The following is a 21060-nucleotide window of genomic DNA, read 5'->3' on the forward strand; positions in this document are numbered from 1 at the left end:
CCGGGAGAGCTTATGAGCACTATGTCTTCAGCCAGTACGGCTACTATATCCCGGCTCTCAACGCTTGATGCCACGTTTGACCAGCACCTGGGGGCGCTCCTGGATTGGGAGGGCGTCTCGGATTCGGCGGTTCAATCACGTGTTGATGAAATTTTAAGTGATGTTAAAAAGCGTGGCGACGCCGCAGTAATTGAGGCGACCAATCGCTTTGACCGACTATCGGTTGAGGGGATGGAAGAGCTGCGCTTAAAGCCCGAGCAGCTCAAACAGGCCTTCGATAACCTGCCTGCTGAGCAACGCGATGCGCTTGCCAGCGCCGCTGAGCGGATAAGGCTTTATCACGAACGCCAAAAGCCCACGTCCTGGCAGTATGAGGAGGCTGACGGCACCGTGCTTGGCCAGCAGGTAACCGCGCTTGATCGGGCGGGTATCTACGTGCCGGGTGGCAAGGCTGCCTATCCATCGTCTGTGTTGATGAACGCGATCCCGGCGCACGTGGCTGGCGTTCGTGAAATCGTCATGGTGGTGCCTACGCCGGATGGTGTTGTGAACGAGCTGGTCTTGGCGGCCGCTCACCTGGCAGGCGTCGACTATGTCTTCACCATCGGCGGCGCCCAGGCTATCGCCGCGATGGCATACGGTACCGAGACCGTGCCGAGAGTGGACAAAATTGTAGGCCCCGGCAATATTTATGTTGCCACGGCAAAGCGCGCGGTATTCGGGCAAGTGGGCATCGATATGATCGCGGGCCCTTCAGAAATTCTGGTGGTGTCCGACGGGCAAACCGATCCTGACTGGCTGGCGATGGATCTGTTTTCTCAGGCAGAGCATGACGAGGATGCTCAGGCAATTCTGGTAAGCTGGGATAGCGCGCATCTGGATGCGGTAGCGGCCTCCATTGAGCGCCTGCTGCCCACTCTGGATCGCGAAGCCATTGTGCGTGAGTCGTTGAGCCGGCGCGGCGCGCTGATTCTTTGCCAGGATAAAGCCGACGCGATTGCCATGATTAACCGCATTGCGCCTGAGCACTTGGAGCTTTCTGTCGAAGCGCCCGATACATGGTTGGGCGAGGTTCGTCATGCGGGCGCCATCTTTATGGGGCGCTACACGGCAGAGGCGCTAGGCGATTACTGTGCAGGGCCTAACCATGTTCTGCCCACGTCGGGTACGGCGCGTTTCTCATCGCCTCTGGGTGTCTACGACTTCCAGAAACGCTCCTCGATTATTCACTGTTCAAGTGAAGGTGCTTCAGAGCTTGGTAAGGTTGCCTCTGTTTTGGCGCGTGGAGAGTCGCTGACCGCACATGCGCGGTCAGCTGAGTACCGTATCCGCAACTGAGCTATCCATAACTGTGCGCATTGGTCAGGCGAGCCTCAGGAGTCACTGGGTCGCTCGCCTGCCGGCGCATCGTTGATAACCGGGCGTTCGCCCACTTCAAGCGTAACGTCTATCCGCTCGCCGCTGCGTACAATGGTGAGCGGTAACGATGTGCCGGGCTCGATGGAGGCAATATTGCTCATGGTGGCGCGGGCATCCAGAACGGTTTTCCCGTCAACCGACAGCAAAATATCGCCGGGCTCAAGGCCTGCTTTATCTGCCGGGCCGCCACTGACGACGCCTGCCACAATGACTCCTTGAGGGGTGCGTAATCCAAACGAGGCGGCCAATTCCCGGGACAGCGCCTGCGCTTCGATTCCCAGCCAGCCACGAATGACCCGACCTTGAGTTACCAGCTCATCCAAAATGCTGTGTGCAAGGTTCGCGGGGATCGCAAAGCCGATACCTTGAGAGCCGCCCGAGCGGGAAAATATCGCAGTATTGATACCCACCAATGCCCCATCGGGGTTGACCAGCGCGCCGCCGGAGTTGCCGGGATTAATTGCCGCATCGGTCTGAATAAAGTCTTCGTAGGCATTTAGTCCTAAATGGCTTCGCCCCGTGGCGCTAATGATGCCCATGGTAACGGTTTGGCCAACGCCAAACGGATTGCCGATTGCCAGAGCCACATCGCCCACGGCGACATCTTCTGAATCAGCCATTTCAATAACCGGCAGGTCTTCAAGGTTGATACGCAGTACGGCTAAATCGCTTTCAGGATCGGTGCCGATGACTTCGGCAAGCGTTTCGCGGCCATCGCGTAGCGCGACCTGAATCTCGTCTGCGCCATTGATGACGTGATGGTTGGTCAGCACATAGCCGTCGTGGCTGATGATAACCCCCGACCCCAGGCTTGAGAGCATACGCTGGTGCGTTGTGGCGTCATCGCCATTAAAAAATTGCTGGAAGAAAGGGTCAGACATCAAGGGGTGCTGGTCACGCTCGACAATACGCGACGAATAAACGTTAACCACCGCGGGGGCGGCCTGATTGACTGCGTGCGAATAGCTGGCCGGGCCCTGGTCGCGGGAAAGGGGGGCTGCCTGGCGAACTTCAGGCGCCGGGCGGCTGCTTGCCTGTTCGCTGGCAGTGACTAGCGGCGAGGCGGGTGTCTGCGCAGGCGCGGGCGGCGCATTTTTAAATGGGTTCGGTATGTGCTCTGGAAACGCGAATAAAAGCAGGGCAGCGAGCAGTACCCCGGTTAAAATAGGCCATACATAAGGCAGCACAAGGCGGCGCATGCAAGAATTCCTCAGCGGGTAGTGGTCTTGTCAAACGTGAGGTTCGCGATAACACGAAGCGAGTTTTACTATGGCATGATGGTAACACTTTCTAGCCTAGTTCCTCACGGTAGTCAGAGAATCATTAAAGGAGTCTTTGTGACCCATCGCGATCAAATAGTAGCCGCTTGCGACCATCAGTTGCGGGCTTCGACGTTTAAAGATTTTACCATTAACGGTTTGCAGGTGGCCGGACGAGAGCAGGTGAGTCGTGTGATGACGGGTGTCACTGCTTGTCAGGCGCTATTGGATGAGGCCGTCGCTTGGCAAGCCGATATGGTCTTGGTTCACCATGGCTATTTTTGGAAAAATGAACCAGTCGCGATTACCGGCATGAAATATAAGCGCATCAAAACGTTGATGGATCATGATATCAACTTGCTTGCCTATCATTTGCCGCTTGATGCGCACAGTGAAATGGGTAACAACGCAGAGCTTGCCAGGCGTTTAGGCTGGAAAGTGGAGGGCTGTCTGGACGGCGAGCTGGGCGAGGGATTTCTCTGGTCGGGGCGCTTGCCCCAGGCACAACGTATTCACACCCTGGCGGTACAGATAGCCGGTACGTTGCATCGTTCTCCGCTGGTGATCGAGGCGGATAATGACACAGATATTGAGCGGATCGCGTGGTGTACAGGCGGGGCGCAGGACATGATTACGGCCGCTTATGAAGCCGGTGCCCAGGCCTTTATATCAGGAGAGATTTCCGAGCGGACGACTCATTTGGCGCGCGAGTTGGGCATTCACTATATTGCCGCGGGACATCATGCCACGGAGCGTTACGGCGTTCAGGCGCTGGGGGAGTGGTTGGCTGCTGAGCACGGTATTGAGCACCGCTTTGTCGATATAGATAACCCCGCCTGACCATGCGACAGGGAACGGGCAGCGGTTCACCGCTGCCCATCCGTTCACTTAATAGCACTAGCTTAGTAGCGGGGTGGCTGGGGCGCGTTCGTGGCGCTATCTTTCAAGCCGAAATTTTCTGACAGCGTGCCGTTCTTGCCATCGGCATAGTCGCGGGGCGTAGTGATTGGGCTATCTGGTGCCTGGCTGGCGGCCGGCTGGTGTATCGGCTGGCGCTCTTTGAGCTCAGGAGGGGTGCTGCTTCCCAGGTGCCACTCCTCAGCATCCTCTCTAATCTGGTGCTCAAGCTGGTCGGCCTCGGACCGAATGCTGTCCAGGCGTTGAAAAACGCCGGTGAGATGGCCGCCCATCCCTTTTTTGAGCTCGGCAATTTGATGTTCTCGTTCCAGCAGTGTTTGGCGCAAGGAGGCATTGTTACGCTCTCCTTTACTGAACAAACGATAGCATCCTAAACCGATGATGAAGCCGATAATGATGCCAACAATGGCAAAGGTATAAGGCGAGCTTGCTTCCACAGTTTTCTCCCTGACGCTTGATGCGCTCCGCCAATGTAAGGTGAGCGGTTTGCGAACGAACAATCTTCATTATAAGCGTCGATTGGTTGGTTAGGTCAATCCAACCATGCGCTTAGAGTGTTCGCCGCGTATAATCACCCCTTTTTGAAGGGCGGTCGGTCGCATCGTCAACACCGTCGTAATACGTTTTGGAGGCGATTAAATGCCATCTACTTCTGCAGATAAAAAGGTGAGTCCGTCATCTCGACCAACGCCGATCGAGCGCTATCGCGCTGATTTAACGCGCGAAGACTTTCAGTATGATGCGGCTCAGGAGTCGGCAGTCAAACATCTGCAGCGGCTTTATGACGATTTGATCGCCGCGCCGACTACCGTGCCTAAAACAGTGATCGCCAACAGAGGACTCAAGGCCAAGATGGCGGGCCTGTTTGGTAAATCAGCGTCTTCAGATGAGCCAGCCTTGCCTCAGGTGCGTGGCCTGTATTTCTGGGGTGGCGTGGGGCGTGGCAAAACGTATCTAGTGGATACCTTTTATGAGGCGCTACCTTTCCCCGAAAAGATGCGCACCCACTTCCATCGGTTTATGCAGCGGGTTCACAATGAGCTGACTCACTATAAAGGCGAAAAAAATCCGCTTACCTTAATTGCCGGTAAGTTCGCCTCGGAAGCGCGAGTGATCTGCTTTGATGAGTTTTTTGTCAAAGACATTACCGATGCCATGATTCTGGCGAATTTAATGGAAGCGTTGTTTGAACGTGGGGTTGTGCTGGTCGCTACGTCCAATATCGTACCCGATGACCTTTATAAGGATGGCCTGCAGCGGGCCCGTTTTCTGCCTGCCATCGACTTGGTCAAGCGCCACTGCGATGTCGTTAACGTTGATTCCGGCGTGGATTATCGACTGCGTGCGCTTGAGCGCGCTGAAATTTTTCACTCGCCGCTTGATGAGGCGGCAGAGCTGGAGCTTGCGCGCAGTTTTCGGGAGATCGCCGGGCAGGAAGGTGAAGCGGATGCCCCGCTGGAAATTAATCACCGGGTGCTTAAAACCCGCAGGCTTCAGGAAAATGTCGCGTGGTTCGAGTTTTTAGAACTATGCGATGGGCCGCGTAGCCAGAATGACTATATTGAGCTTGCGCGAGGTTTTAATGCCGTACTGGTGTCCAATGTCACGCAAATGGATGCAAAGCATGATGACCAGGCGCGTCGGTTTATCAACATGGTCGACGAATTTTATGACCGTGGCGTAAAGCTTCTAATGTCCGCAGAAGTGCCTATTGAGTCGCTTTATAGTGGCGGCAAGCTAACCTTTGAGTTTCAACGCACGCTGTCGCGCCTTCAGGAGATGCAGTCGCGCGAATACCTGGCGTTGCCGCATAAGCCTTGATATAGGCCAGCTGGTGTTTACCGAAGCAGCAGAGCAGAGAAAAACGTCGATAGGCCTTAACTTGTCGAGTGTCTTACTGTAGAATGCCGCCTCGCTACATGTTGCTAAGGTAATTTCTTGGCAACCAAAAAAAATAGGGATGGTGCTTCACCGCTTGGCGGTGGTAGTTACCCAACACACTTAATCTGGTGATTTCATCCATGAAGACGTTCAGTGCTAAGCCGCAGTCCGTCCAGCGCGACTGGTATGTAGTCGACGCCACGGACAAAACGCTCGGTCGTCTGGCAACCGAGATTGCTCGCCGCCTGCGTGGCAAGCATAAGCCCGAATTTACCCCTCACGTTGATACTGGCGACTACATCGTTGTGATTAACGCCGAGAAAGTCCATGTAACCGGTAACAAGGCGAAGGCTAAGACCTATTACCGCCACACTGGTTACCCGGGCGGTCTGCGTTCCATGACGTTTGACAAAATGCTTGATCATGCGCCCGAGCGTATCATTGAGTTCGCCGTTAAAGGTATGCTGCCGAAAGGTCCGCTGGGTCGCGCCATGTATACCAAGTTAAAAGTGTACGCCGGTGCCGAGCATCCGCATGCTGCTCAACAGCCGCTTGAACTGAACATCTGAGGAAATCTTCGCCATGACACAGCAGTATTACGGTACCGGGCGCCGCAAGACTTCCACCGCTCGCGTGTTTATGAAGCCGGGCTCTGGCAAAATTACCGTCAACGATAAAGATCTCGACCTGTATTTTGGTCGCGTTACTGGTCGTATGGTGGTTCGTCAGCCGCTTGAGTTGACTGAGACGCTGAACCAGTTTGACCTGTTCATCACTGTCGCTGGCGGTGGTGGCTCCTCTCAAGCAGGTGCTATTCGTCACGGTATTACTCGCGCCCTGATGAACTACAACGAAGACCTGCGTCCTGCGCTACGTGCCGCTGGCTACGTTACGCGTGATGCTCGTCAAGTTGAGCGTAAGAAAGTCGGCCTGCGCAAAGCACGTCGTCGTCCGCAGTTCTCCAAGCGTTAATTTTTCAACGCTGTGCGGCAAAACGCCCAGGCCATCGGCCTGGGCGTTTTTTATTGTAAAATCAAAACCCCTATGGCTTTGGCGTTATGCTATTTTGCTGTCTTTAAAGCGGTGAGTGGCAGCATTTCTGCGTGTCGCACTCAGTACTCTGCGCGCTTATTGTTAAACGCTAATTTATAGCCACATGTTTATAGTCACATGAAGATTTGAATGGGAGAAGTCCCGTATGGCAGATCACGGCGTTAATAAAGGTCGACGACGTTTCCTTGTCGGGGCTACTTCCGTTATGGGAGCTGTAGGTGTAATCGGCGTAGCCGTTCCTTTTGTGGCTTCGTGGAAGCCCAGCGCGCGAGCGCGTGCGGCGGGTGCGCCGGTTCAGGCTGATATATCCAAACTGCGCCCAGGGCAGCGTATGACCGTTGAGTGGCGGGGGCGGCCGGTATGGATCATTCGCCGCACGCCTGAAATGATCGCGCGTACGCAGGCGCTTCCAGCGGATTATCTGGCAGATCCTGATTCGCGCCAGCCGCAGCAGCCTGCTTACGTGCAAGGGGAGCTCCGTTCGCTCAAGCCTGAAATCGGTGTGCTGGTTGGCCTGTGTACGCATTTTGGCTGCTCGCCGCTGTATCGCCCCGAGCCTGATGCTCAGGCGGGTGATGATCATTGGCCTGGAGGGTTCTTCTGTCCTTGCCATAGCTCGCGGTTTGATTTGGCCGGGCGTGTGTATGCAAGCATGCCCGCGCCAATCAATCTGGAGGTGCCGCCTTATCATTATCTGAGCGACAATATTATCGTAGTGGGTGAGGATAAGGAGGCGGGTTGATGGCGTCGCAGGACAAGACAGGCGGTGGTTTTATGAAATGGCTGGACGCGCGTTTTCCGGCAAGCAGGTTATGGCGCGACCATCTCGCCAGCTACTACGTTCCTAAAAACCTTAATGTCTGGTACGTGTTTGGCTCGCTGGCTCTATTGGTGTTGGTTAATCAGCTGTTAACCGGCATCTGGCTAACTATGAGCTATAGTCCGACCGCCGAAGGGGCCTTCGCATCCATTGAGTACATTATGCGTGACGTGGAGTGGGGATGGCTGATCCGTCATATGCATACCACCGGCGCCTCAGCGCTGTTTATCGTTGTCTATCTGCATATGTTTCGTGGGCTTCTGTACGGCTCATACAAGGCGCCGCGCGAGCTTGTGTGGGTGTTTGGAATGGCCTTGTATCTGGTGCTGATGGCTGAGGCGTTTATGGGCTATCTGCTGCCTTGGGGGCAGATGTCCTATTGGGGGGCGCAGGTAATTACATCGCTATTCTCGGCGATTCCAGGCATAGGGGAGGGGCTTGCTGAGTGGGTGCGTGGCGATTACCTGGTATCGAGTGTTACCTTGAATCGTTTTTTTGCACTGCATGTCGTTGCATTGCCGCTGGTTATTCTGGGCCTGGTAGTGCTGCATATTGTGGCGTTGCATGAAGTGGGGTCGAATAATCCCGATGGCATTGATATTCGAATGCACACCGACGATGCGGGTAAACCGCTGGATGGCATTCCGTTTCATCCGTATTATACCGTCAAGGATTTAGTTGGCGTGGCGATCTTCTTGTTTGTTTTCTGTGGCGTTATTTTTTATTTTCCAGAAGGCGGCGGTTATTTTATTGAGCAGCCGAACTTCGAGCCGGCCAATCCGCTGCAAACGTCTGATCATATTGCGCCGGTTTGGTACTTCACTCCCTTTTACGCAATTTTACGCGCGATCAACTTTTCAATATTTGGTTTGGACGCCAGATTTCTGGGCGTAATTTTCATGGGCGGCGCCATTGCGGTACTTTTTGTTGTGCCGTGGTTGGACCGTAGCCCAGTTCGTTCCATGCGCTATAAGGGCTGGCTGTCAAAGCTAATGTTGGGGCTGTTTGTGGCAAGTTTTGTCGCTTTGGGCGTACTGGGTGTGTTGCCATCCACGCCCGTACGAACGCACTTGGCGCAACTATTTACCGCGACTTACTTCGCCTATTTTCTGTTGATGCCTATTTACACCCGTTTGGAAAAAACCAAACCCGTGCCTGAAAGGGTGACCGGCTGATGAAGCATCTATGGATAGTAGTGTGCTTTTTGCTAATGCCCATAATGGCAGTGGGTGGGCAGGGCGGGCGCGAATTACGCTCGGGGGCGCCTGACTTGCAGGATCAGGCGTCACTACAGAATGGCCTTAAGCTTTACGTCAATTATTGCCTGGGTTGCCATACGCTGAGCTATCAACGATTTTCACGTACGGCCAATGATCTGAATATTCCTCAGGCACTGATGGAGGACGCCGTCATGTTTTCATCGGCGGCAGCCTTTGATGACCCGATGCATAACGCCTTGAGGGCGGAAGAGGCAGCGCAGTGGTGGGGCGTTGCACCGCCGGATTTGTCGCTCACGGTACGTCTGCGGGGGGCGGACTGGGTGAATGCTTTTCTGCTGGGGTTTTATCAAGACTCTGATCGTCCGAATGGCGTCAATAATACGCTGTTTGATTCAGTGGCCATGCCCAATGTGCTTGAGCCGCTTCAGGGTGTGCAGGTGCTGGATTGCTCTAAGACCGAGCAGCAAGAATGCGACCGTTTGAAAGTGATAACGCCTGGGTTGATGGCGCCCGATGAGTTTGAGAGTGCGGTATACGATATTACTAATTTCTTAGCCTATGTTAGTGAACCTTATCGACTGAAGGCTCAAGCTGTAGCGCCTAAGGTTATGATTTTTTTATTTATTTTTGGCGTTATTGCCTATTTTCTTAAGCGTGAATACTGGAAAGATGTGTATTGACGTGGTGGGGCGTAAATAAGTTGGCAGCATAAGTCATGCTTATGTTGTTTTGATGTCAAGCAGTAACCCAAAACGGGCTGCCTTACCATAAGGTGGCTTTGGCGTGTTATTATCCATAATTGTTTTGATGCGAGGATGCTTTCATGGGTGTTGTGGCCAAGCGGTCGTCGATGATTTTTTACTCAGGTAGTGATGATCATTTCAGTCATCGCGTGCGCATTGTGCTGGCTGAGAAGGGGGTGGCCGTTGATATCGTTGATGTTAATGTAGAACAGCCGCCTGAAGATTTAGCAGACCTCAACCCGTATAATAGCGTACCTACGCTTTTAGATCGTGATTTAGTGCTCTATGAGTCTAAAGTCATGATGGAGTATTTGGATGAGCGTTTTCCGCATCCTCCTTTGCTCCCTGTTTATCCTGTTGCCCGCGCGCAAAGTCGCTTGTGGATGCACCGTATTGAGCGTGAATGGTGCCCCATGGTCGACCAGATTCGCAGCGGCGGGAAGAAAGAGGCTGACAAGGCGCGTAAAGAGCTGCGTGAAAGCCTGATCGGTATTTCACCTATTTTTGAAGATATGCCCTTCTTTATGAGCGAAGAATTCACGTTAGTGGATTGCTGCCTTGCACCGATCTTGTGGCGCCTTCCGGACTTGAATATCGAATTGCCTGAAAAACAGGTAAAACCACTGTTAAGTTACATGTCGCGAGTATTTGAGCGGGAAGCGTTCAAAGCATCTTTGAATGAGCATGAAAAAGAGATGCGTGCTTGAATTTACATGGCCTCGTCGCCTGAGAAAGGCCGGGGCTTTACTTGTTAGGAGGAGGGAGTCTTATGAAATCGAGTCGCCCCTATCTCGCCCGAGCACTCTATGAGTGGCTGTTGGATAATGAGTTAACGCCCTATCTGGTCGTTGATGCGACGCAAGCCGGGGTCGAGGTGCCGCGTCAGTTTGTACAGAATGGTCAGATTGTCTTGAACGTGGCACCGACGGCTGTGCGCGATCTGTTTATGGAAAATCAAGCTATTGGTTTCAATGCCCGCTTTGGTGGTCAGCCAATGCAGGTGATGGTGCCGATTCCGGCGCTTATCGCTATCTATGCGCGTGAAAACGGTGTGGGCATGATCTTTGGTCATGAGCCGGAGTTGGGTGAAGCGACGGACGATGAGGAGGCTTTGTTTAATGAAGCACCTGATGCGCCTTCCAAGCCTGAGCTATCCGTGACGGAACCGGTGCCTGAAAGCGAGCTTGATGATGTTTCTGAATCATCAGCGGCGCCTTCAAAGCCCAAGAAAAAACCGACGCTTCGGGTGGTTAAATAACCAGGCATCGTGATTGATCAGGTCATAAAAAACCTCGCACTGTGTGCGAGGTTTTTTTTGTGGCTAGTGCTGAGTGCTTAGTCGATATATTCAAATACTTTGACGATGCGCTGAATGCCACCGACCGATGATGCGGCGTTGACGATCCGGTCGGCTTCCTCGTGGGTCACCATACCCATCAGATAAACGCTGGCATTTTCAGTTGTTACCTTAAGCTTCGATGAGTCAATGCGATCGTTGGTGGCCAGTGTGCTCACCACGTTGGTGGTTAACCAGGTATCTGTCAGGCGCTGGCTGGCTGGAAGACGAGCAGCGACGGTGAGTTCGTTATGCACTTGGTTAACACCGCGCAAGTTGCGCGCAACATCGCCGGCTTTCGTGCGTAGCTCTTCGCTGGGTACCTGGCCCACTAACAGCAGCGAGCCGTTGTAGCTGTGCGCGCGAATGCGGGCATCGCCCAGACGCGCATCGGCACGATCCAGCGCGCGTTCAGCCTCACGCTCAATGGTGGCGTCCACTGCTTGCACATCATCACTACGTTGGCCGTAGTTGGACGGGTTTGACGCGGTATTGGTCGCACAGCCGCTAACAAGTGCAGCAGATAACAGGGTCGCGACCAGCAGCTGGCGAGTAGAAAAACGTAGGGCCATGGTGAATGACTCCTTATTTTGATGAAAGTAATAAGAGGTGAGGCGGCGAGTTATGCAGCGCTGCCGAACAGCTGCTCATCAATAAGATCGCATAAGCAGTGAATGACCAGTAAATGAACCTCTTGGATTCTTGCCGTCGATGTCGCGGGAACGCGAATCTCGCAATCATCCTGGCCAAGCAGGGACGCCATATTACCACCATCGCGCCCGGTCAGAGCCACCACGGTCATTTCACGATCATGAGCGGCCTGGATCGCCTGCACGATGTTCGCGGAATTGCCGCTTGTCGAGATCGCAAGCAGAATATCGCCGGGCTGGCCTAATGCGCGGATCTGCTTGGAGAACACCTCGTTATAGCTATAGTCATTAGCAATTGAGGTCAGCGTTGAAGTATCGGTGGTTAATGCCAGGGCCGGCAGGCTGGGGCGTTCACGCTCAAATCGATTAAGCAGCTCCGACGAAAAGTGCTGGCTGTCACCGGCGCTACCGCCATTGCCACAGGCAAGAATCTTTCCTTCACTCACTAAGCACTGCACCATCATTTGGCTGGCAACTTCGATAAACGGTGGCAGTACTTCGCTGGCATAGGTTTTCGTATCAATGCTGGCGTTAAAGTGGTCAAGAATACGCGATTGAAAGTCCATTAGGGCTTCCTAGTTAAAATAGAATCAGTAGGCATCAAAAGCCGCTTTCTCCCAGTGGAACTCAAGGTTGGGCGGCGCGCCAGTAATAGCAAGAATATCAAAGCGGCAGGGAGATGTAAGGCCATATTTGCCAATATATAGCTGGGCCGCGCGTATTAGGCGCTGCCGTTTTGTAGCCGTTATGGTTTCCAGCGGATGGCCGTAGCGGGTGGTCACCCTATGTTTGACTTCCACAAATACCAGCGTGCTGCCGTCACGCATCACAATATCCAGCTCGCCACCTTTGACATGGTGGTTTTGAGCCACAAGCGTCAAACCCTTCTGCTGCAGCCATTGAGCGGCTAACTGCTCAATGGCTGCACCGCGCTTGCGCGCCGTTTGGGCGTTATTCATTACCGCTGGTTTGGCTCGGGATCAAGATGGGAGAAGGCGTGCCATTTTGAAACCTGGCCCACGGCAGTTCGCGATAAATACGGCCGTCGCCGGTTAGATAGAGCGTACCGGTGCTGCCGCGCATGCCGTCAAGCGAGGCGATATCCGATAGGTGCGTGGCGATTTCATAAGCATCCACGCCCATGGCCATCAGACGGAACATGGACGCATCGGCTTCTTCGCTCAGGCGTTGATAGGTGGGGTAAAAGGGCAGTATTTCTTCACCGCCTACCGCAGCATCAGGAATTTGCCAAGGGATATCCACAAACATGACGTCATTTAAGTCTTGGTCGCGGCGCGTTTGCAAACGGCCTTCATGCAGGTGTGAGGTTGCATAGATAGGTAGGTTCGGCGCGTAGTAGTAATCCAGTGTGGGCGGTACCTGGCGTGCGTAGTCGGGCAGTGCAAGCAGGAAAAGAGCGTCGATGTTACCAAGCTGAGCACGCTCGCCACTTACATTGAGGGCTGTTTTAACGGCATTGGCAACCGGGTTTTCAGGGTTATAGCGAACGGCGTTGGTGACCTCGCCTCCTTCGCGGTGGAATTCATTCCAGAAAGCCTCTCCCACGCGGCGTCCCCAGTCGTTGTCAGGCACCATCACCGACATGCTGCGGCGGCCGTCCTGATAGGCGCGACGGGCAGCTTGACGGGCTTCATCCTCGGCAGAAAGCCCGTACTGGAACAGGCGCGCAGCACGGTTTTGCTCACCGCTACCATAGTTAAGCGCAAGGGTAGGCAGTGGCACGCTATCACGCTGTTCCAGCTGGCTGACCTGATCTTTTTCAAGCGGGCCGATGACCAGCTGGGCATTCATCTGTTCGGCACGGCTATAAAGCTCATCCATTGAGTATTGAGAAGCATCCAGGAAGCTCAGCTGTACGTTGTCTCCCTTGATCTCATTATGGCGGCGCATTGCGGTAGCTAGCGTGTTTGCAACGCTGCTAAGCGGGCCAGACTCAGGCAGGGCAACCACGATGCGGCGGATATCCTGACCTTCAAGGCCGGGCAGCGCCAGGCTATCAGGATCAAGCTGGTTTAAGGCATTGCGTGCCCAGCTCTGGCGGTCGACCAGGGTTTCCTGCTGGTCATCCTGCATTGGCAGGTCGTCGTTGAGCACCTGGGTTGCGCGTAATACGGCGCGCGGGTCATCCATTGCGCGAGCGAGTTCTGAGAAAAGCAGCGCCCAGCGGACGCGATCCGTTTCTGACAGTCTGGCTTCATCAATGGCATCGGCGGCTGCAAAGGCATCTTCCCGCTGGCCTTGTTGCGCCAAAATAGTGGCCGCTTCCAGACGTGTCTTGGCGGCTTGATCCGGGGCTTGCTGTTCCGCCTGACTTAACAAGCGGCTCGCTTCCTGATCATCCGCGCGGTCGACCACGCTAGGTGACTGCATCGCACAGCCGGTCATGAGAAGTGCTATGAGGGCAGTGGCGAGTACGCCACGCAGAGACTGTTTCATGTATCCTTCCTTAGTTTTCATTTGCGCTGTCGCCGCTTGTCGGCATTTCGTTGGCATTGCACAAGCATAGCGCACCGTCAGAGCAAGCCATTAACAAATCTGGAGTCACGATGACACACCACAATCCGGGCACATTGTACGTGGTTGCCACCCCAATTGGGAATTTGGACGATCTATCGCCGCGTGCAGCCCGGGTATTAGCGGAAGTATCGCGCATCGCGGCAGAAGATACGCGCCATAGTGCACGCTTATTGGCCCATTTAGGGGTTAATACGCCCATGTTGTCGCTGCATGAACATAACGAGGCGCGCCGGGTGGATACGCTGGATGCCTACCTGGAGGCGGGCGAAAATATTGCCTTGATAAGTGATGCGGGAACGCCACTTATCTGCGACCCGGGCTTCGTTCTGGTGAGAGAGTTGCGCCTTCGTGGTCGGCATGTGGTGGCATTACCTGGCCCGTGTGCGCTGGTAACGGCGTTATCTGGCGCTGGCTTGCCTACAGACCGCTTTACCTTTGGCGGCTTTTTACCCGCCAAGCCGGGGGCGCGTCGCCAGGCGCTGGAAGAGTGGCAAGCTCGGGAAGAGACCCTGGTGTTTTACGAGTCGCCGCACCGTATTGTGCATACCCTTGAAGCGCTACACGAGCAGATGCCCGAGCGCAGTGTAGTGCTTGCCAGAGAGTTGACCAAAACGTTTGAGACATTTTTGCAAGGCACGCCTGAAGAACTGCTGGCCCAGTTGGCTGACGATCCTAATCAGGCAAGGGGTGAGTTTGTCGTCATGCTGGCGGGCGCGCCACCGGTTACACAGAGTGAGCATCAGGATATTAGCGCCGATCAGCTGATGAAGGTACTGCTGGATGAGGGAGTGGGGGTCAAGCAGGGGGCGGCGATAGTGGCTCGAATGCTGGGTGGGCGCAAGCAGGAATGGTATGCAAGATTGCAGGCAATTAAAACCGAGCATTGAGGCGAAGCGAGGGCGCTGGTATGCTTGCCGCCGGAGTTGGCCAGACAGTCGCCGCTAACCCATCTTTTTGATGGGCTGGGGGAGGAAAGTCCGGGCTCCATAGGGCAGAGTGCCAGGTAACGCCTGGGCGGCGTAAGCCGACGGAAAGTGCAGCAGAGAGTAGACCGCCTAAGCCCTTTGAAATAAACCTCAAGGGGCCGGTAAGGGTGAAAGGGTGCGGTAAGAGCGCACCGCGCGCCTGGCAACAGTGCGTGGCATGGTAAACCCCACTCGGAGCAAGACCAAATAGGGACCCAATGGCGCGGCCCGCGCTGGGTCCGGGTAGGTTGCTTGAGCGCTTTGGTGACAAAACGCCTAGAGGAATGACTGTCCACGACAGAACCCGGCTTATCGGCCGACTCCCCATTTCCATAAAGGGGCTCGCACTAGCGTGCCTCTCTAAATATTGTGTGAGAGTAACATGCCTTCTCCTGACGCTGACCAGGTCGTTTCCCCGTTTCGCCATACCAGCGTATTACTGGAAGGGGCTGTCGATACCCTTATACATAATCCCGACGGCGTTTATCTGGATGGCACGTTTGGCCGAGGAGGCCATTCGCGGCTGATCTTGTCGCGCCTGGGTGAACAGGGTCGCCTCATGGCGATGGATCGCGATCCTCAAGCCATTGCGGCTGCCGCTGAAGTTGATGATTCTCGCTTTCAAATTACCCAGCGTGAATTTGCCCACTTGGCAGACTATGCCCGTGAGCAGGGCGTATACGGAAAACTGTCCGGTGTATTGCTGGACGTCGGCGTTTCTTCTCCACAGCTGGATGATCCTGAGCGTGGGTTCAGCTTTATGCGCAATGGTCCGTTGGATATGCGCATGGACCCCACTCAGGGAGAGAGCGCGGCTGAGTTTCTCGCGCGCGCGAAGGAAGCCGACATCGCCCAGGTATTTAAAACATATGGCGAAGAGCGCTACGCCAAACGGTTGGCTCGTGCTGTAGTCGAGCGGCGTGTTGAAGCGCCGTTTACCCATACGGTCGATTTGGCCGAGGTGTTGAAAAAAGCCCACCCCGCCTGGGAAAAAGGCAAGCATCCGGCGACAAAAGCATTTCAAGGGTTACGAATTTATTTAAATGGCGAACTTGATCAGCTAGATGCTGCCTTAGACGCAGCGCTTGAAGCGCTGGCGCCGGGTGGTCATTTGGTGATTATCAGTTTCCATTCGCTGGAAGACCGTCGTGTAAAACGCTTTATCCGTCATCACGTACGTGGCGATACCCATTTGCCGCGCGGTGTACCTATCCGTGATGACCAACTAAATCGTCGCCTTGAAGCTTTAAGTCGAGGCGTACGCCCGAGTGATGAAGAGGTAGCTGGTAATCCACGTGCGCGGAGCGCCGTTATGCGGGCTGCCCGAAAACGAGTATAAGCATGAGCATGGATCGGATTGAGCGTTGGGCCTCAACGCTACGCACCGAATGGCCTTTCAAGTTACGTCTTCGTACGTGGCCCATCATCATTTGTCTGCTGTTTTTTCTTTGCATCATTAGTGGGTTGGCAACGGTTGCCATCACCCATATGACGCGCGTTCAGTTTGCCCAATTGCAGCATCTTCAGCAGGAAAAAAACCAGCTGCAAACTGAATGGGGCCAACTTTTATTGGAAGAGGGCGCATGGTCGACGCCCGCCCGGATTGAGCAAATTGCCACGGAACGCCTGGATATGCGTATTCCTGACGTGCATGACGTTGAGGTCATTCGGCCATGAGAAATGAGCGCCGGGGAGGGATGTCCCGTCAGCAGCCTATTGCCCCACCGCTGGGTGGCGGCCGTTTTGTGTTTATATTGATCATGGTCGGTTTAGTGACGTGCATTCTTATTGGGCGGATCACGTTGCTGCAGGTTATCGACCGGCCTTTCCTGCAAAGCCAGGGGGATGCGAGAACGCTTCGCCATGAGGCGATACCTGCCCACCGCGGTATGATCACTGACCGCAACGGTGAGCCTCTGGCTATTTCAACGCCTGTCGTGACGCTATGGGCGAATCCTCAGGAACTGCCTTCCGACGGTATTCAGCGCTTTATGCTGGCGCAGGCGCTGGGCATGTCATTAGACGATTTCGAGTCCCGGGTTGAGCGCTACAGTAGCCGCGAGTTCATGTATCTGCGTCGCCAGATGACGCCAGAGGCGGCGCAGCGCATCCTTGATTTACGCACTCCAGGTGTTTACCCGCAACGAGAGTACAAGCGCTACTACCCCGCCGGGGAAGTGGCGGCGCAGATACTCGGCGTAACCAACGTTGACGATGTGGGGCAAGAAGGCCTAGAGCTTTCCTACCAGCCGTTTTTGGCCGGGCACCCAGGCCAGCGCCGCGTGATTAAAGATCGTCGTGGTCGTTTGGTGCGTGAGCTGGGCGTTATCCGCGAAGCCCAGCCAGGCGGTGATCTGGTGCTCTCGATCGACCAGCGGATTCAATATATGGCGTATCGTGAGCTGCGCGCAGCCGTCGCCAAAAATGACGCCGACGGCGGGGTGCTAGTTACCATGGATGCCCGCACTGGTGAAGTGTTGGCGATGGCTAACCTGCCGTCGTACAACCCTAATAACCGCACCGGGCTTGATCCGCGTGGCCTGCGTAATCAGGCATTGGTCGATGTCTTTGAACCGGGTTCCGTCATGAAGCCGCTGGCCATGGCCGCTGTACTGGAAAGCGGTATTGTAGGCCGTGACGCGGTGGTCGATACATCGCCGGGTTGGATGCGTATCGATCAATTTACCATTCGCGATTTTCGTAATTATGGTGACTTGACGCTAGCGGGTATTCTGGAACACTCATCCAATATCGGTATGTCGCGCTTGGCGCTGCAGCTAAGCGATACGGCTATCTGGGAAAAATACAATCAGCTGGGGCTTGGGCAAGCACCTGGCACGGGGTTCCCCGGTGAGGCAAATGGCAGCTTGCCGGCGCCAGTGCGTTGGTCGCGTAGTGAGCGGGCAGCGCTGTCTTACGGTTACGGCTTGTCGGTTACCGCCGTTCAGCTGGCGAGTGCTTACACGGCATTGGCCAATGGCGGCATGCGTTTACCACCTTCTTTATTGCGCCTGTCTGAGCCACCCCAGGGAATTCCCGCGATTGATCCTTCCGTCGCCAACGATCTGCTGAGTATTCTGGAAACATCCGTTGCCGCCTATACCGGTGGTCGGCGCGCCCGTGTGGAAGGCTATCGAGTCGGTGGGAAAACCGGTACGGTGCGTAAATCCGGGCAGGGCGGTTACACCACGGATGCCTATCGCAGTGTGTTTGCCGGCATTGCGCCTATTTCTGATCCCCGTATTGTGACCGTTGTGATGATCGATCATCCGAAAGCCGGCGAATTTTATGGTGGTGCGGTTGCCGCGCCGGTCTTTTCAAGCGTGACGGGTAATGCGTTGCGCTTACTTGACGTGCCGCCAGACCATGAGGTCGAAGAGTAGCATGACTAAGGAGATTGCATGACGTTGGCTCCCAACGATTTATGGGAAGCGCTGGGTAGCGTATGGCCGAATGAGCCCTTTACTCAGACGCTGCCCGCACTGCCTGAGTCGCTGCGTTTGATTACCGATTCACGCAAGCTGGCAGCAGGTGATGTGTTTGTTGCCGTGCCGGGTAGTCAAGGTGACGGGCGTGACTACATTGAAATGGCTCTGGAGCAGGGCGCGTCGCTAGTGTTGGCGCATACCAAACAGGCCCATGCCGCTTGGGAAGGCCGGGTACTCTACCTGCCGCACCTATCCGTGCGTCTAGGCGAGCTGGGTAGGCAGCTTTTTGACGTGCCCACTGATCTTGAAGTGATCGCTGTTACAGGCACCAATGGGAAAAGCTCCGTTACGCATTATATTGCGGCGTTGAGCGAAGCGCTGGGCACTGCCGCTGGCGTAATTGGTACGTTAGGTGTGGGTCGCCCTGGCCAGCTGGCCGATAGTGGCTTGACCACGCCTGGTCCTTTGGCATTACAGGCAACGCTTGGCGAGCTTTCTCGGCAAGGGATCAAGCGAGTGGCGCTTGAGGCCTCCTCACACGCGTTGGATCAACACCGCCTTGACGCCGTCGATGTAAAAGTCGGCGTATTTACCAACCTGACCCGCGATCACCTTGATTACCACGGGAGCATGGCGGCGTATGCGGCAGCTAAAGCCAAGCTTTTTCGGCGTAGCGAGCTTGAGCTTGCCATTGTGAATGCTGACGATCCTCTGGCTCGGTTGATGCTGGCTGGCTGTGATCAGCGCGTGCGAGTGTTAGCCACCGGCCAGGATGAAGCCGTTACGTTTCGGGTGCTGGATGTCCAGTTGAAAGAAACGGGCCAGCAGGCACTAATTGCCACGCCGGACGGTGAGCGTGTATTGACGTTAGGCCTGATGGGGCGTTTCAACCTGGATAACGTCCTGTTGGCGATGGCTGTGCTTTACGGACTGGGTCAAGCGATTGACCCGCTGTTTGAGGCGGCCGCAGCACTTGATCCAGTGCCTGGACGTATGGCGCTGTACCACGCGAAAGCAGCACCCAGCGTTGTGATTGATTATGCCCATACGCCGGATGCGCTGCACAGTGCATTGCAAGCTCTGCGTGCGCATTTAGGCCAAGCGGGTAAGCTTTGGTGTGTGTTTGGCTGTGGGGGCGAGCGCGATACCGGCAAGCGTGCAGAAATGGCCAAAGCCGCGGAGCAGCTCGCAGACCAGGTGGTGGTCACCGATGACAACCCGCGGGGCGAGCCAGCAGAGCAGATTCGCCAGCAAATTATCGCGGGGCTCTCCTCGGCTATCACACCACTCGAAATAGGCGATCGTCGTCATGCCATTAGCCAAACGATTCAGCAGGCTGGTGACAGCGATGTGGTGCTGATTGCTGGAAAAGGCCACGAGGCCTATCAGGAAATCAATGGCGTACGCCACGCCTATAACGATGAAGATGAAGTGCTACGGGCCTTCGCGTTACGGAGTCATGCACCATGAGCTGGATGCTTGCTGAGGTAGCAACGGCGCTGGGCGTAGAAATATCTGAAGATCAAGCCGCGTTAGAGCTGACGGCAGTGGTTACCGATACCCGGCAAATTGTGCCCGGCTGCCTGTTCGTGGCGCTGAAAGGGCCGCGCTTTAACGGTCATGATTTTATCGGGCAGGCCCATGAGCAGGGGGCTACCGCGGCATTGGTTGAAGAGCCGGTAGACAGCCCGTTGCCCCAGCTTGTATGCCCCGATACCCGTCTTGGATTAGGGCTTTTAGCCGGTGCCTGGCGTAGCCGCTGGTCGATGCCGTTGATCGGAGTCACCGGTAATAGCGGCAAGACAACGGTCAAGGAAATGACGGCTGCCTTACTGGCGCCTCTCGGTAACGTGCTAGCGACCCAAGGCAATCTCAATAACGATATTGGCGTTCCGTTAACGCTTTTAAGATTAACCGAAGAGCATCAGGCGGGCGTTGTCGAGCTGGGGGCGAACCATCTGGGCGAAATTGCTTGGTCGAGTCGTTTAACGGTGCCTGATGTGGCTATTATCACCAACGTTACGGGGGCACACGTTGGCGAGTTTGGCGGCATGGGTCATATCGCCCAGGCGAAAAGCGAGCTGCTCAACGGTTTAAGCGACCAGGGCGTTGCGGTACTTAATCGCGATGATCATTACTACCCCTTCTGGGCTGCCTGTGCGGCTCCTCGACGCGTCATCAGCTTTGGGTTTGATAGCTCAGCGGATGTCTGCGCGTCGGCGCTTTCCTGTGACTCACAGGGGCGGTATGCTTTCACGCTTGTTCAGCATGGTAAGCCGCTGGGTAATGTACAGCTTGCTTTGCTGGGTAAGCACAACGTTAGCAATGCGCTGGCAGCGGCAGCGGCTGCATTGGCGGTCGGTATTGCGCCTGCCGATGTTGTAGCCGGTTTACAAAATCTGCCGGTACTTAACGCACGATTAAGCATCGTACCTGGGTTGCACGGTGCCACGCTGCTTGACGATACGTATAATGCCAATCCCGGAGCGGTCAAGGCCGCGATGGAAACATTAATGCGTTTCCCCGCGCCACGCTGGTGCGCGCTGGGCGCCATGGGTGAACTTGGCGATGACGCTGAAACATTGCATGCCGAGGTTGGCCGTTACGCGGCTGAGCTTGGCATCGACAGGCTGCTGACGCTGGGTGATGCAGCGCGTTCAGCCTGTGACGCCTTTGGTCACGGGCAGCATTTTGACGACCACGAGACGCTAACGCGTCATGTCATTAATACTTTGCCGCCCGCCACCACGCTTCTGGTGAAAGGGTCGCGCAGCGCGGGTATGGAGCAAATCATTGCTGCGCTGCGCTCGGATGAAATAAGGTAAACGCC

22 protein-coding genes and 1 other RNA gene are annotated in these 21060 nt (G+C 55.2%); 17 read left to right on the forward strand and 6 right to left on the reverse strand.

Annotated elements, in window-relative coordinates:
* The first annotated feature begins 21 nt into the window (after positions 1-21).
* Entirely contained in the window at positions 22-1338 is a 1317-nt protein-coding gene (hisD, locus tag D467_RS0101575) for a histidinol dehydrogenase (protein WP_026285562.1), read from the forward strand.
* A gap of 35 nt (positions 1339-1373) precedes the next feature.
* Here hisD and D467_RS0101580 read toward each other — a convergent pair whose 3' ends face one another.
* Positions 1374-2618: a Do family serine endopeptidase gene (locus tag D467_RS0101580; RefSeq protein WP_018915751.1), complete on the reverse strand. Its 1245-nt coding sequence runs from the start codon at positions 2616-2618 to the stop codon at positions 1374-1376.
* Positions 2619-2756: 138 nt separating this feature from the next.
* Between D467_RS0101580 and D467_RS0101585 the strand changes: the two genes are divergently transcribed.
* Entirely contained in the window at positions 2757-3518 is a 762-nt protein-coding gene (locus D467_RS0101585) for a Nif3-like dinuclear metal center hexameric protein (protein ID WP_018915752.1), read from the forward strand.
* Between the two features lie 62 nt (positions 3519-3580).
* On the opposite strand, the gene D467_RS0101590 is transcribed toward D467_RS0101585, so the two are convergent.
* Complete coding sequence (locus D467_RS0101590; RefSeq protein WP_018915753.1) at positions 3581-4033, reverse strand: ZapG family protein; 453 nt, start codon at positions 4031-4033, stop codon at positions 3581-3583.
* A gap of 202 nt (positions 4034-4235) precedes the next feature.
* Here D467_RS0101590 and zapE point away from each other — a divergent pair, with 202 nt between their 5' ends.
* From zapE to D467_RS0101630, 8 genes are all read left to right on the forward strand, one after another.
* Positions 4236-5417: a cell division protein ZapE gene (gene zapE / locus D467_RS0101595; RefSeq protein WP_018915754.1), complete on the forward strand. Its 1182-nt coding sequence runs from the start codon at positions 4236-4238 to the stop codon at positions 5415-5417.
* Between the two features lie 200 nt (positions 5418-5617).
* The gene (gene rplM, locus D467_RS0101600; RefSeq protein WP_018915755.1) at positions 5618-6046 is read left to right on the forward strand and encodes a 50S ribosomal protein L13; all 429 of its coding nucleotides are present in this window, start codon (positions 5618-5620) and stop codon (positions 6044-6046) included.
* A 13-nt stretch (positions 6047-6059) separates the two neighbouring features.
* Positions 6060-6449: a 30S ribosomal protein S9 gene (rpsI, locus tag D467_RS0101605; RefSeq protein ID WP_018915756.1), complete on the forward strand. Its 390-nt coding sequence runs from the start codon at positions 6060-6062 to the stop codon at positions 6447-6449.
* Between the two features lie 226 nt (positions 6450-6675).
* The gene (gene petA, locus D467_RS0101610) at positions 6676-7272 is read left to right on the forward strand and encodes a ubiquinol-cytochrome c reductase iron-sulfur subunit (RefSeq protein WP_018915757.1); all 597 of its coding nucleotides are present in this window, start codon (positions 6676-6678) and stop codon (positions 7270-7272) included.
* Complete coding sequence (locus D467_RS0101615; RefSeq protein ID WP_018915758.1) at positions 7272-8525, forward strand: cytochrome b; 1254 nt, start codon at positions 7272-7274, stop codon at positions 8523-8525. Before petA ends, D467_RS0101615 begins: the two co-directional genes overlap by 1 nt.
* A complete protein-coding gene (locus D467_RS0101620) occupies positions 8525-9250 on the forward strand; it encodes a cytochrome c1 (RefSeq protein WP_026285563.1) in 726 nt (241 codons plus the stop codon). The genes D467_RS0101615 and D467_RS0101620 overlap by 1 nt, the downstream gene beginning before the upstream one ends.
* 143 nt (positions 9251-9393) lie before the next feature.
* On the forward strand, positions 9394-10020 hold the full coding sequence (gene sspA / locus D467_RS0101625; RefSeq protein ID WP_018915760.1) for a stringent starvation protein SspA: 627 nt from the start codon (positions 9394-9396) through the stop codon (positions 10018-10020).
* Positions 10021-10082: 62 nt separating this feature from the next.
* Positions 10083-10571, forward strand: coding sequence for a ClpXP protease specificity-enhancing factor (locus D467_RS0101630; protein WP_018915761.1), 489 nt, complete (start codon positions 10083-10085; stop codon positions 10569-10571).
* A 77-nt stretch (positions 10572-10648) separates the two neighbouring features.
* On the opposite strand, the gene D467_RS0101635 is transcribed toward D467_RS0101630, so the two are convergent.
* From D467_RS0101635 to D467_RS0101650, 4 genes are read right to left on the reverse strand one after another with little or no spacing between them, the layout of a single operon-like run.
* Positions 10649-11221 (reverse strand): BON domain-containing protein, encoded by a 573-nt coding sequence (locus D467_RS0101635; protein WP_018915762.1) that lies wholly within the window; start codon positions 11219-11221, stop codon positions 10649-10651.
* A 50-nt stretch (positions 11222-11271) separates the two neighbouring features.
* Positions 11272-11865 (reverse strand): phosphoheptose isomerase, encoded by a 594-nt coding sequence (locus tag D467_RS0101640; protein WP_018915763.1) that lies wholly within the window; start codon positions 11863-11865, stop codon positions 11272-11274.
* A 24-nt stretch (positions 11866-11889) separates the two neighbouring features.
* Positions 11890-12258: a YraN family protein gene (locus tag D467_RS0101645; protein WP_018915764.1), complete on the reverse strand. Its 369-nt coding sequence runs from the start codon at positions 12256-12258 to the stop codon at positions 11890-11892.
* Positions 12251-13756, reverse strand: coding sequence for a penicillin-binding protein activator (locus tag D467_RS0101650; protein ID WP_018915765.1), 1506 nt, complete (start codon positions 13754-13756; stop codon positions 12251-12253). The genes D467_RS0101645 and D467_RS0101650 overlap by 8 nt, the downstream gene beginning before the upstream one ends.
* A 110-nt stretch (positions 13757-13866) precedes the next feature.
* Between D467_RS0101650 and rsmI the strand changes: the two genes are divergently transcribed.
* The 7 genes from rsmI (at position 13867) to D467_RS0101680 (ending at position 21055) form a co-directional block, all read left to right on the forward strand.
* A complete protein-coding gene (rsmI, locus tag D467_RS0101655) occupies positions 13867-14724 on the forward strand; it encodes a 16S rRNA (cytidine(1402)-2'-O)-methyltransferase (RefSeq protein WP_018915766.1) in 858 nt (285 codons plus the stop codon).
* Between the two features lie 32 nt (positions 14725-14756).
* Positions 14757-15130, forward strand: an RNA gene (gene rnpB / locus D467_RS19520) — RNase P RNA component class A.
* Between the two features lie 54 nt (positions 15131-15184).
* Positions 15185-16141 (forward strand): 16S rRNA (cytosine(1402)-N(4))-methyltransferase RsmH, encoded by a 957-nt coding sequence (gene rsmH, locus D467_RS0101660; RefSeq protein WP_018915767.1) that lies wholly within the window; start codon positions 15185-15187, stop codon positions 16139-16141.
* A 2-nt stretch (positions 16142-16143) separates the two neighbouring features.
* Positions 16144-16479: a cell division protein FtsL gene (ftsL, locus tag D467_RS0101665; RefSeq protein WP_018915768.1), complete on the forward strand. Its 336-nt coding sequence runs from the start codon at positions 16144-16146 to the stop codon at positions 16477-16479.
* A gap of 20 nt (positions 16480-16499) precedes the next feature.
* The gene (locus D467_RS0101670; RefSeq protein ID WP_018915769.1) at positions 16500-18185 is read left to right on the forward strand and encodes a peptidoglycan D,D-transpeptidase FtsI family protein; all 1686 of its coding nucleotides are present in this window, start codon (positions 16500-16502) and stop codon (positions 18183-18185) included.
* Positions 18186-18203: 18 nt separating this feature from the next.
* A complete protein-coding gene (locus D467_RS0101675) occupies positions 18204-19700 on the forward strand; it encodes a UDP-N-acetylmuramoyl-L-alanyl-D-glutamate--2,6-diaminopimelate ligase (RefSeq protein ID WP_018915770.1) in 1497 nt (498 codons plus the stop codon).
* Positions 19697-21055: a UDP-N-acetylmuramoyl-tripeptide--D-alanyl-D-alanine ligase gene (locus D467_RS0101680; RefSeq protein ID WP_018915771.1), complete on the forward strand. Its 1359-nt coding sequence runs from the start codon at positions 19697-19699 to the stop codon at positions 21053-21055. Before D467_RS0101675 ends, D467_RS0101680 begins: the two co-directional genes overlap by 4 nt.
* Positions 21056-21060: the final 5 nt, after the last annotated feature.

The organism is Vreelandella zhanjiangensis DSM 21076 (genome assembly GCF_000377665.1).
GTDB classification, from domain to species: domain Bacteria; phylum Pseudomonadota; class Gammaproteobacteria; order Pseudomonadales; family Halomonadaceae; genus Vreelandella; species Vreelandella zhanjiangensis.

What these genes read in the sequence shown, in the direction of transcription:
- rplM (WP_018915755.1), top strand. Translation starts at nt 5,618, where the DNA reads ATGAAGACGTTCAGTGCTAAGCCGCAGTCCGTCCAGCGCGACTGGTAT.
- D467_RS0101620 (WP_026285563.1), top strand. Translation starts at nt 8,525, where the DNA reads ATGAAGCATCTATGGATAGTAGTGTGCTTTTTGCTAATGCCCATAATG.
- D467_RS0101645 (WP_018915764.1), bottom strand. Translation starts at nt 12,258, where the DNA reads ATGAATAACGCCCAAACGGCGCGCAAGCGCGGTGCAGCCATTGAGCAG.
- zapE (WP_018915754.1), top strand. Translation starts at nt 4,236, where the DNA reads ATGCCATCTACTTCTGCAGATAAAAAGGTGAGTCCGTCATCTCGACCA.
- D467_RS0101630 (WP_018915761.1), top strand. Translation starts at nt 10,083, where the DNA reads ATGAAATCGAGTCGCCCCTATCTCGCCCGAGCACTCTATGAGTGGCTG.
- rpsI (WP_018915756.1), top strand. Translation starts at nt 6,060, where the DNA reads ATGACACAGCAGTATTACGGTACCGGGCGCCGCAAGACTTCCACCGCT.
- D467_RS0101640 (WP_018915763.1), bottom strand. Translation starts at nt 11,865, where the DNA reads ATGGACTTTCAATCGCGTATTCTTGACCACTTTAACGCCAGCATTGAT.
- D467_RS0101675 (WP_018915770.1), top strand. Translation starts at nt 18,204, where the DNA reads ATGACGTTGGCTCCCAACGATTTATGGGAAGCGCTGGGTAGCGTATGG.
- hisD (WP_026285562.1), top strand. Translation starts at nt 22, where the DNA reads ATGTCTTCAGCCAGTACGGCTACTATATCCCGGCTCTCAACGCTTGAT.
- ftsL (WP_018915768.1), top strand. Translation starts at nt 16,144, where the DNA reads ATGAGCATGGATCGGATTGAGCGTTGGGCCTCAACGCTACGCACCGAA.
- D467_RS0101680 (WP_018915771.1), top strand. Translation starts at nt 19,697, where the DNA reads ATGAGCTGGATGCTTGCTGAGGTAGCAACGGCGCTGGGCGTAGAAATA.
- D467_RS0101635 (WP_018915762.1), bottom strand. Translation starts at nt 11,221, where the DNA reads ATGGCCCTACGTTTTTCTACTCGCCAGCTGCTGGTCGCGACCCTGTTA.
- D467_RS0101580 (WP_018915751.1), bottom strand. Translation starts at nt 2,618, where the DNA reads ATGCGCCGCCTTGTGCTGCCTTATGTATGGCCTATTTTAACCGGGGTA.
- sspA (WP_018915760.1), top strand. Translation starts at nt 9,394, where the DNA reads ATGGGTGTTGTGGCCAAGCGGTCGTCGATGATTTTTTACTCAGGTAGT.
- petA (WP_018915757.1), top strand. Translation starts at nt 6,676, where the DNA reads ATGGCAGATCACGGCGTTAATAAAGGTCGACGACGTTTCCTTGTCGGG.
- D467_RS0101670 (WP_018915769.1), top strand. Translation starts at nt 16,500, where the DNA reads ATGTCCCGTCAGCAGCCTATTGCCCCACCGCTGGGTGGCGGCCGTTTT.
- rsmH (WP_018915767.1), top strand. Translation starts at nt 15,185, where the DNA reads ATGCCTTCTCCTGACGCTGACCAGGTCGTTTCCCCGTTTCGCCATACC.
- D467_RS0101615 (WP_018915758.1), top strand. Translation starts at nt 7,272, where the DNA reads ATGGCGTCGCAGGACAAGACAGGCGGTGGTTTTATGAAATGGCTGGAC.
- rsmI (WP_018915766.1), top strand. Translation starts at nt 13,867, where the DNA reads ATGACACACCACAATCCGGGCACATTGTACGTGGTTGCCACCCCAATT.
- D467_RS0101650 (WP_018915765.1), bottom strand. Translation starts at nt 13,756, where the DNA reads ATGAAACAGTCTCTGCGTGGCGTACTCGCCACTGCCCTCATAGCACTT.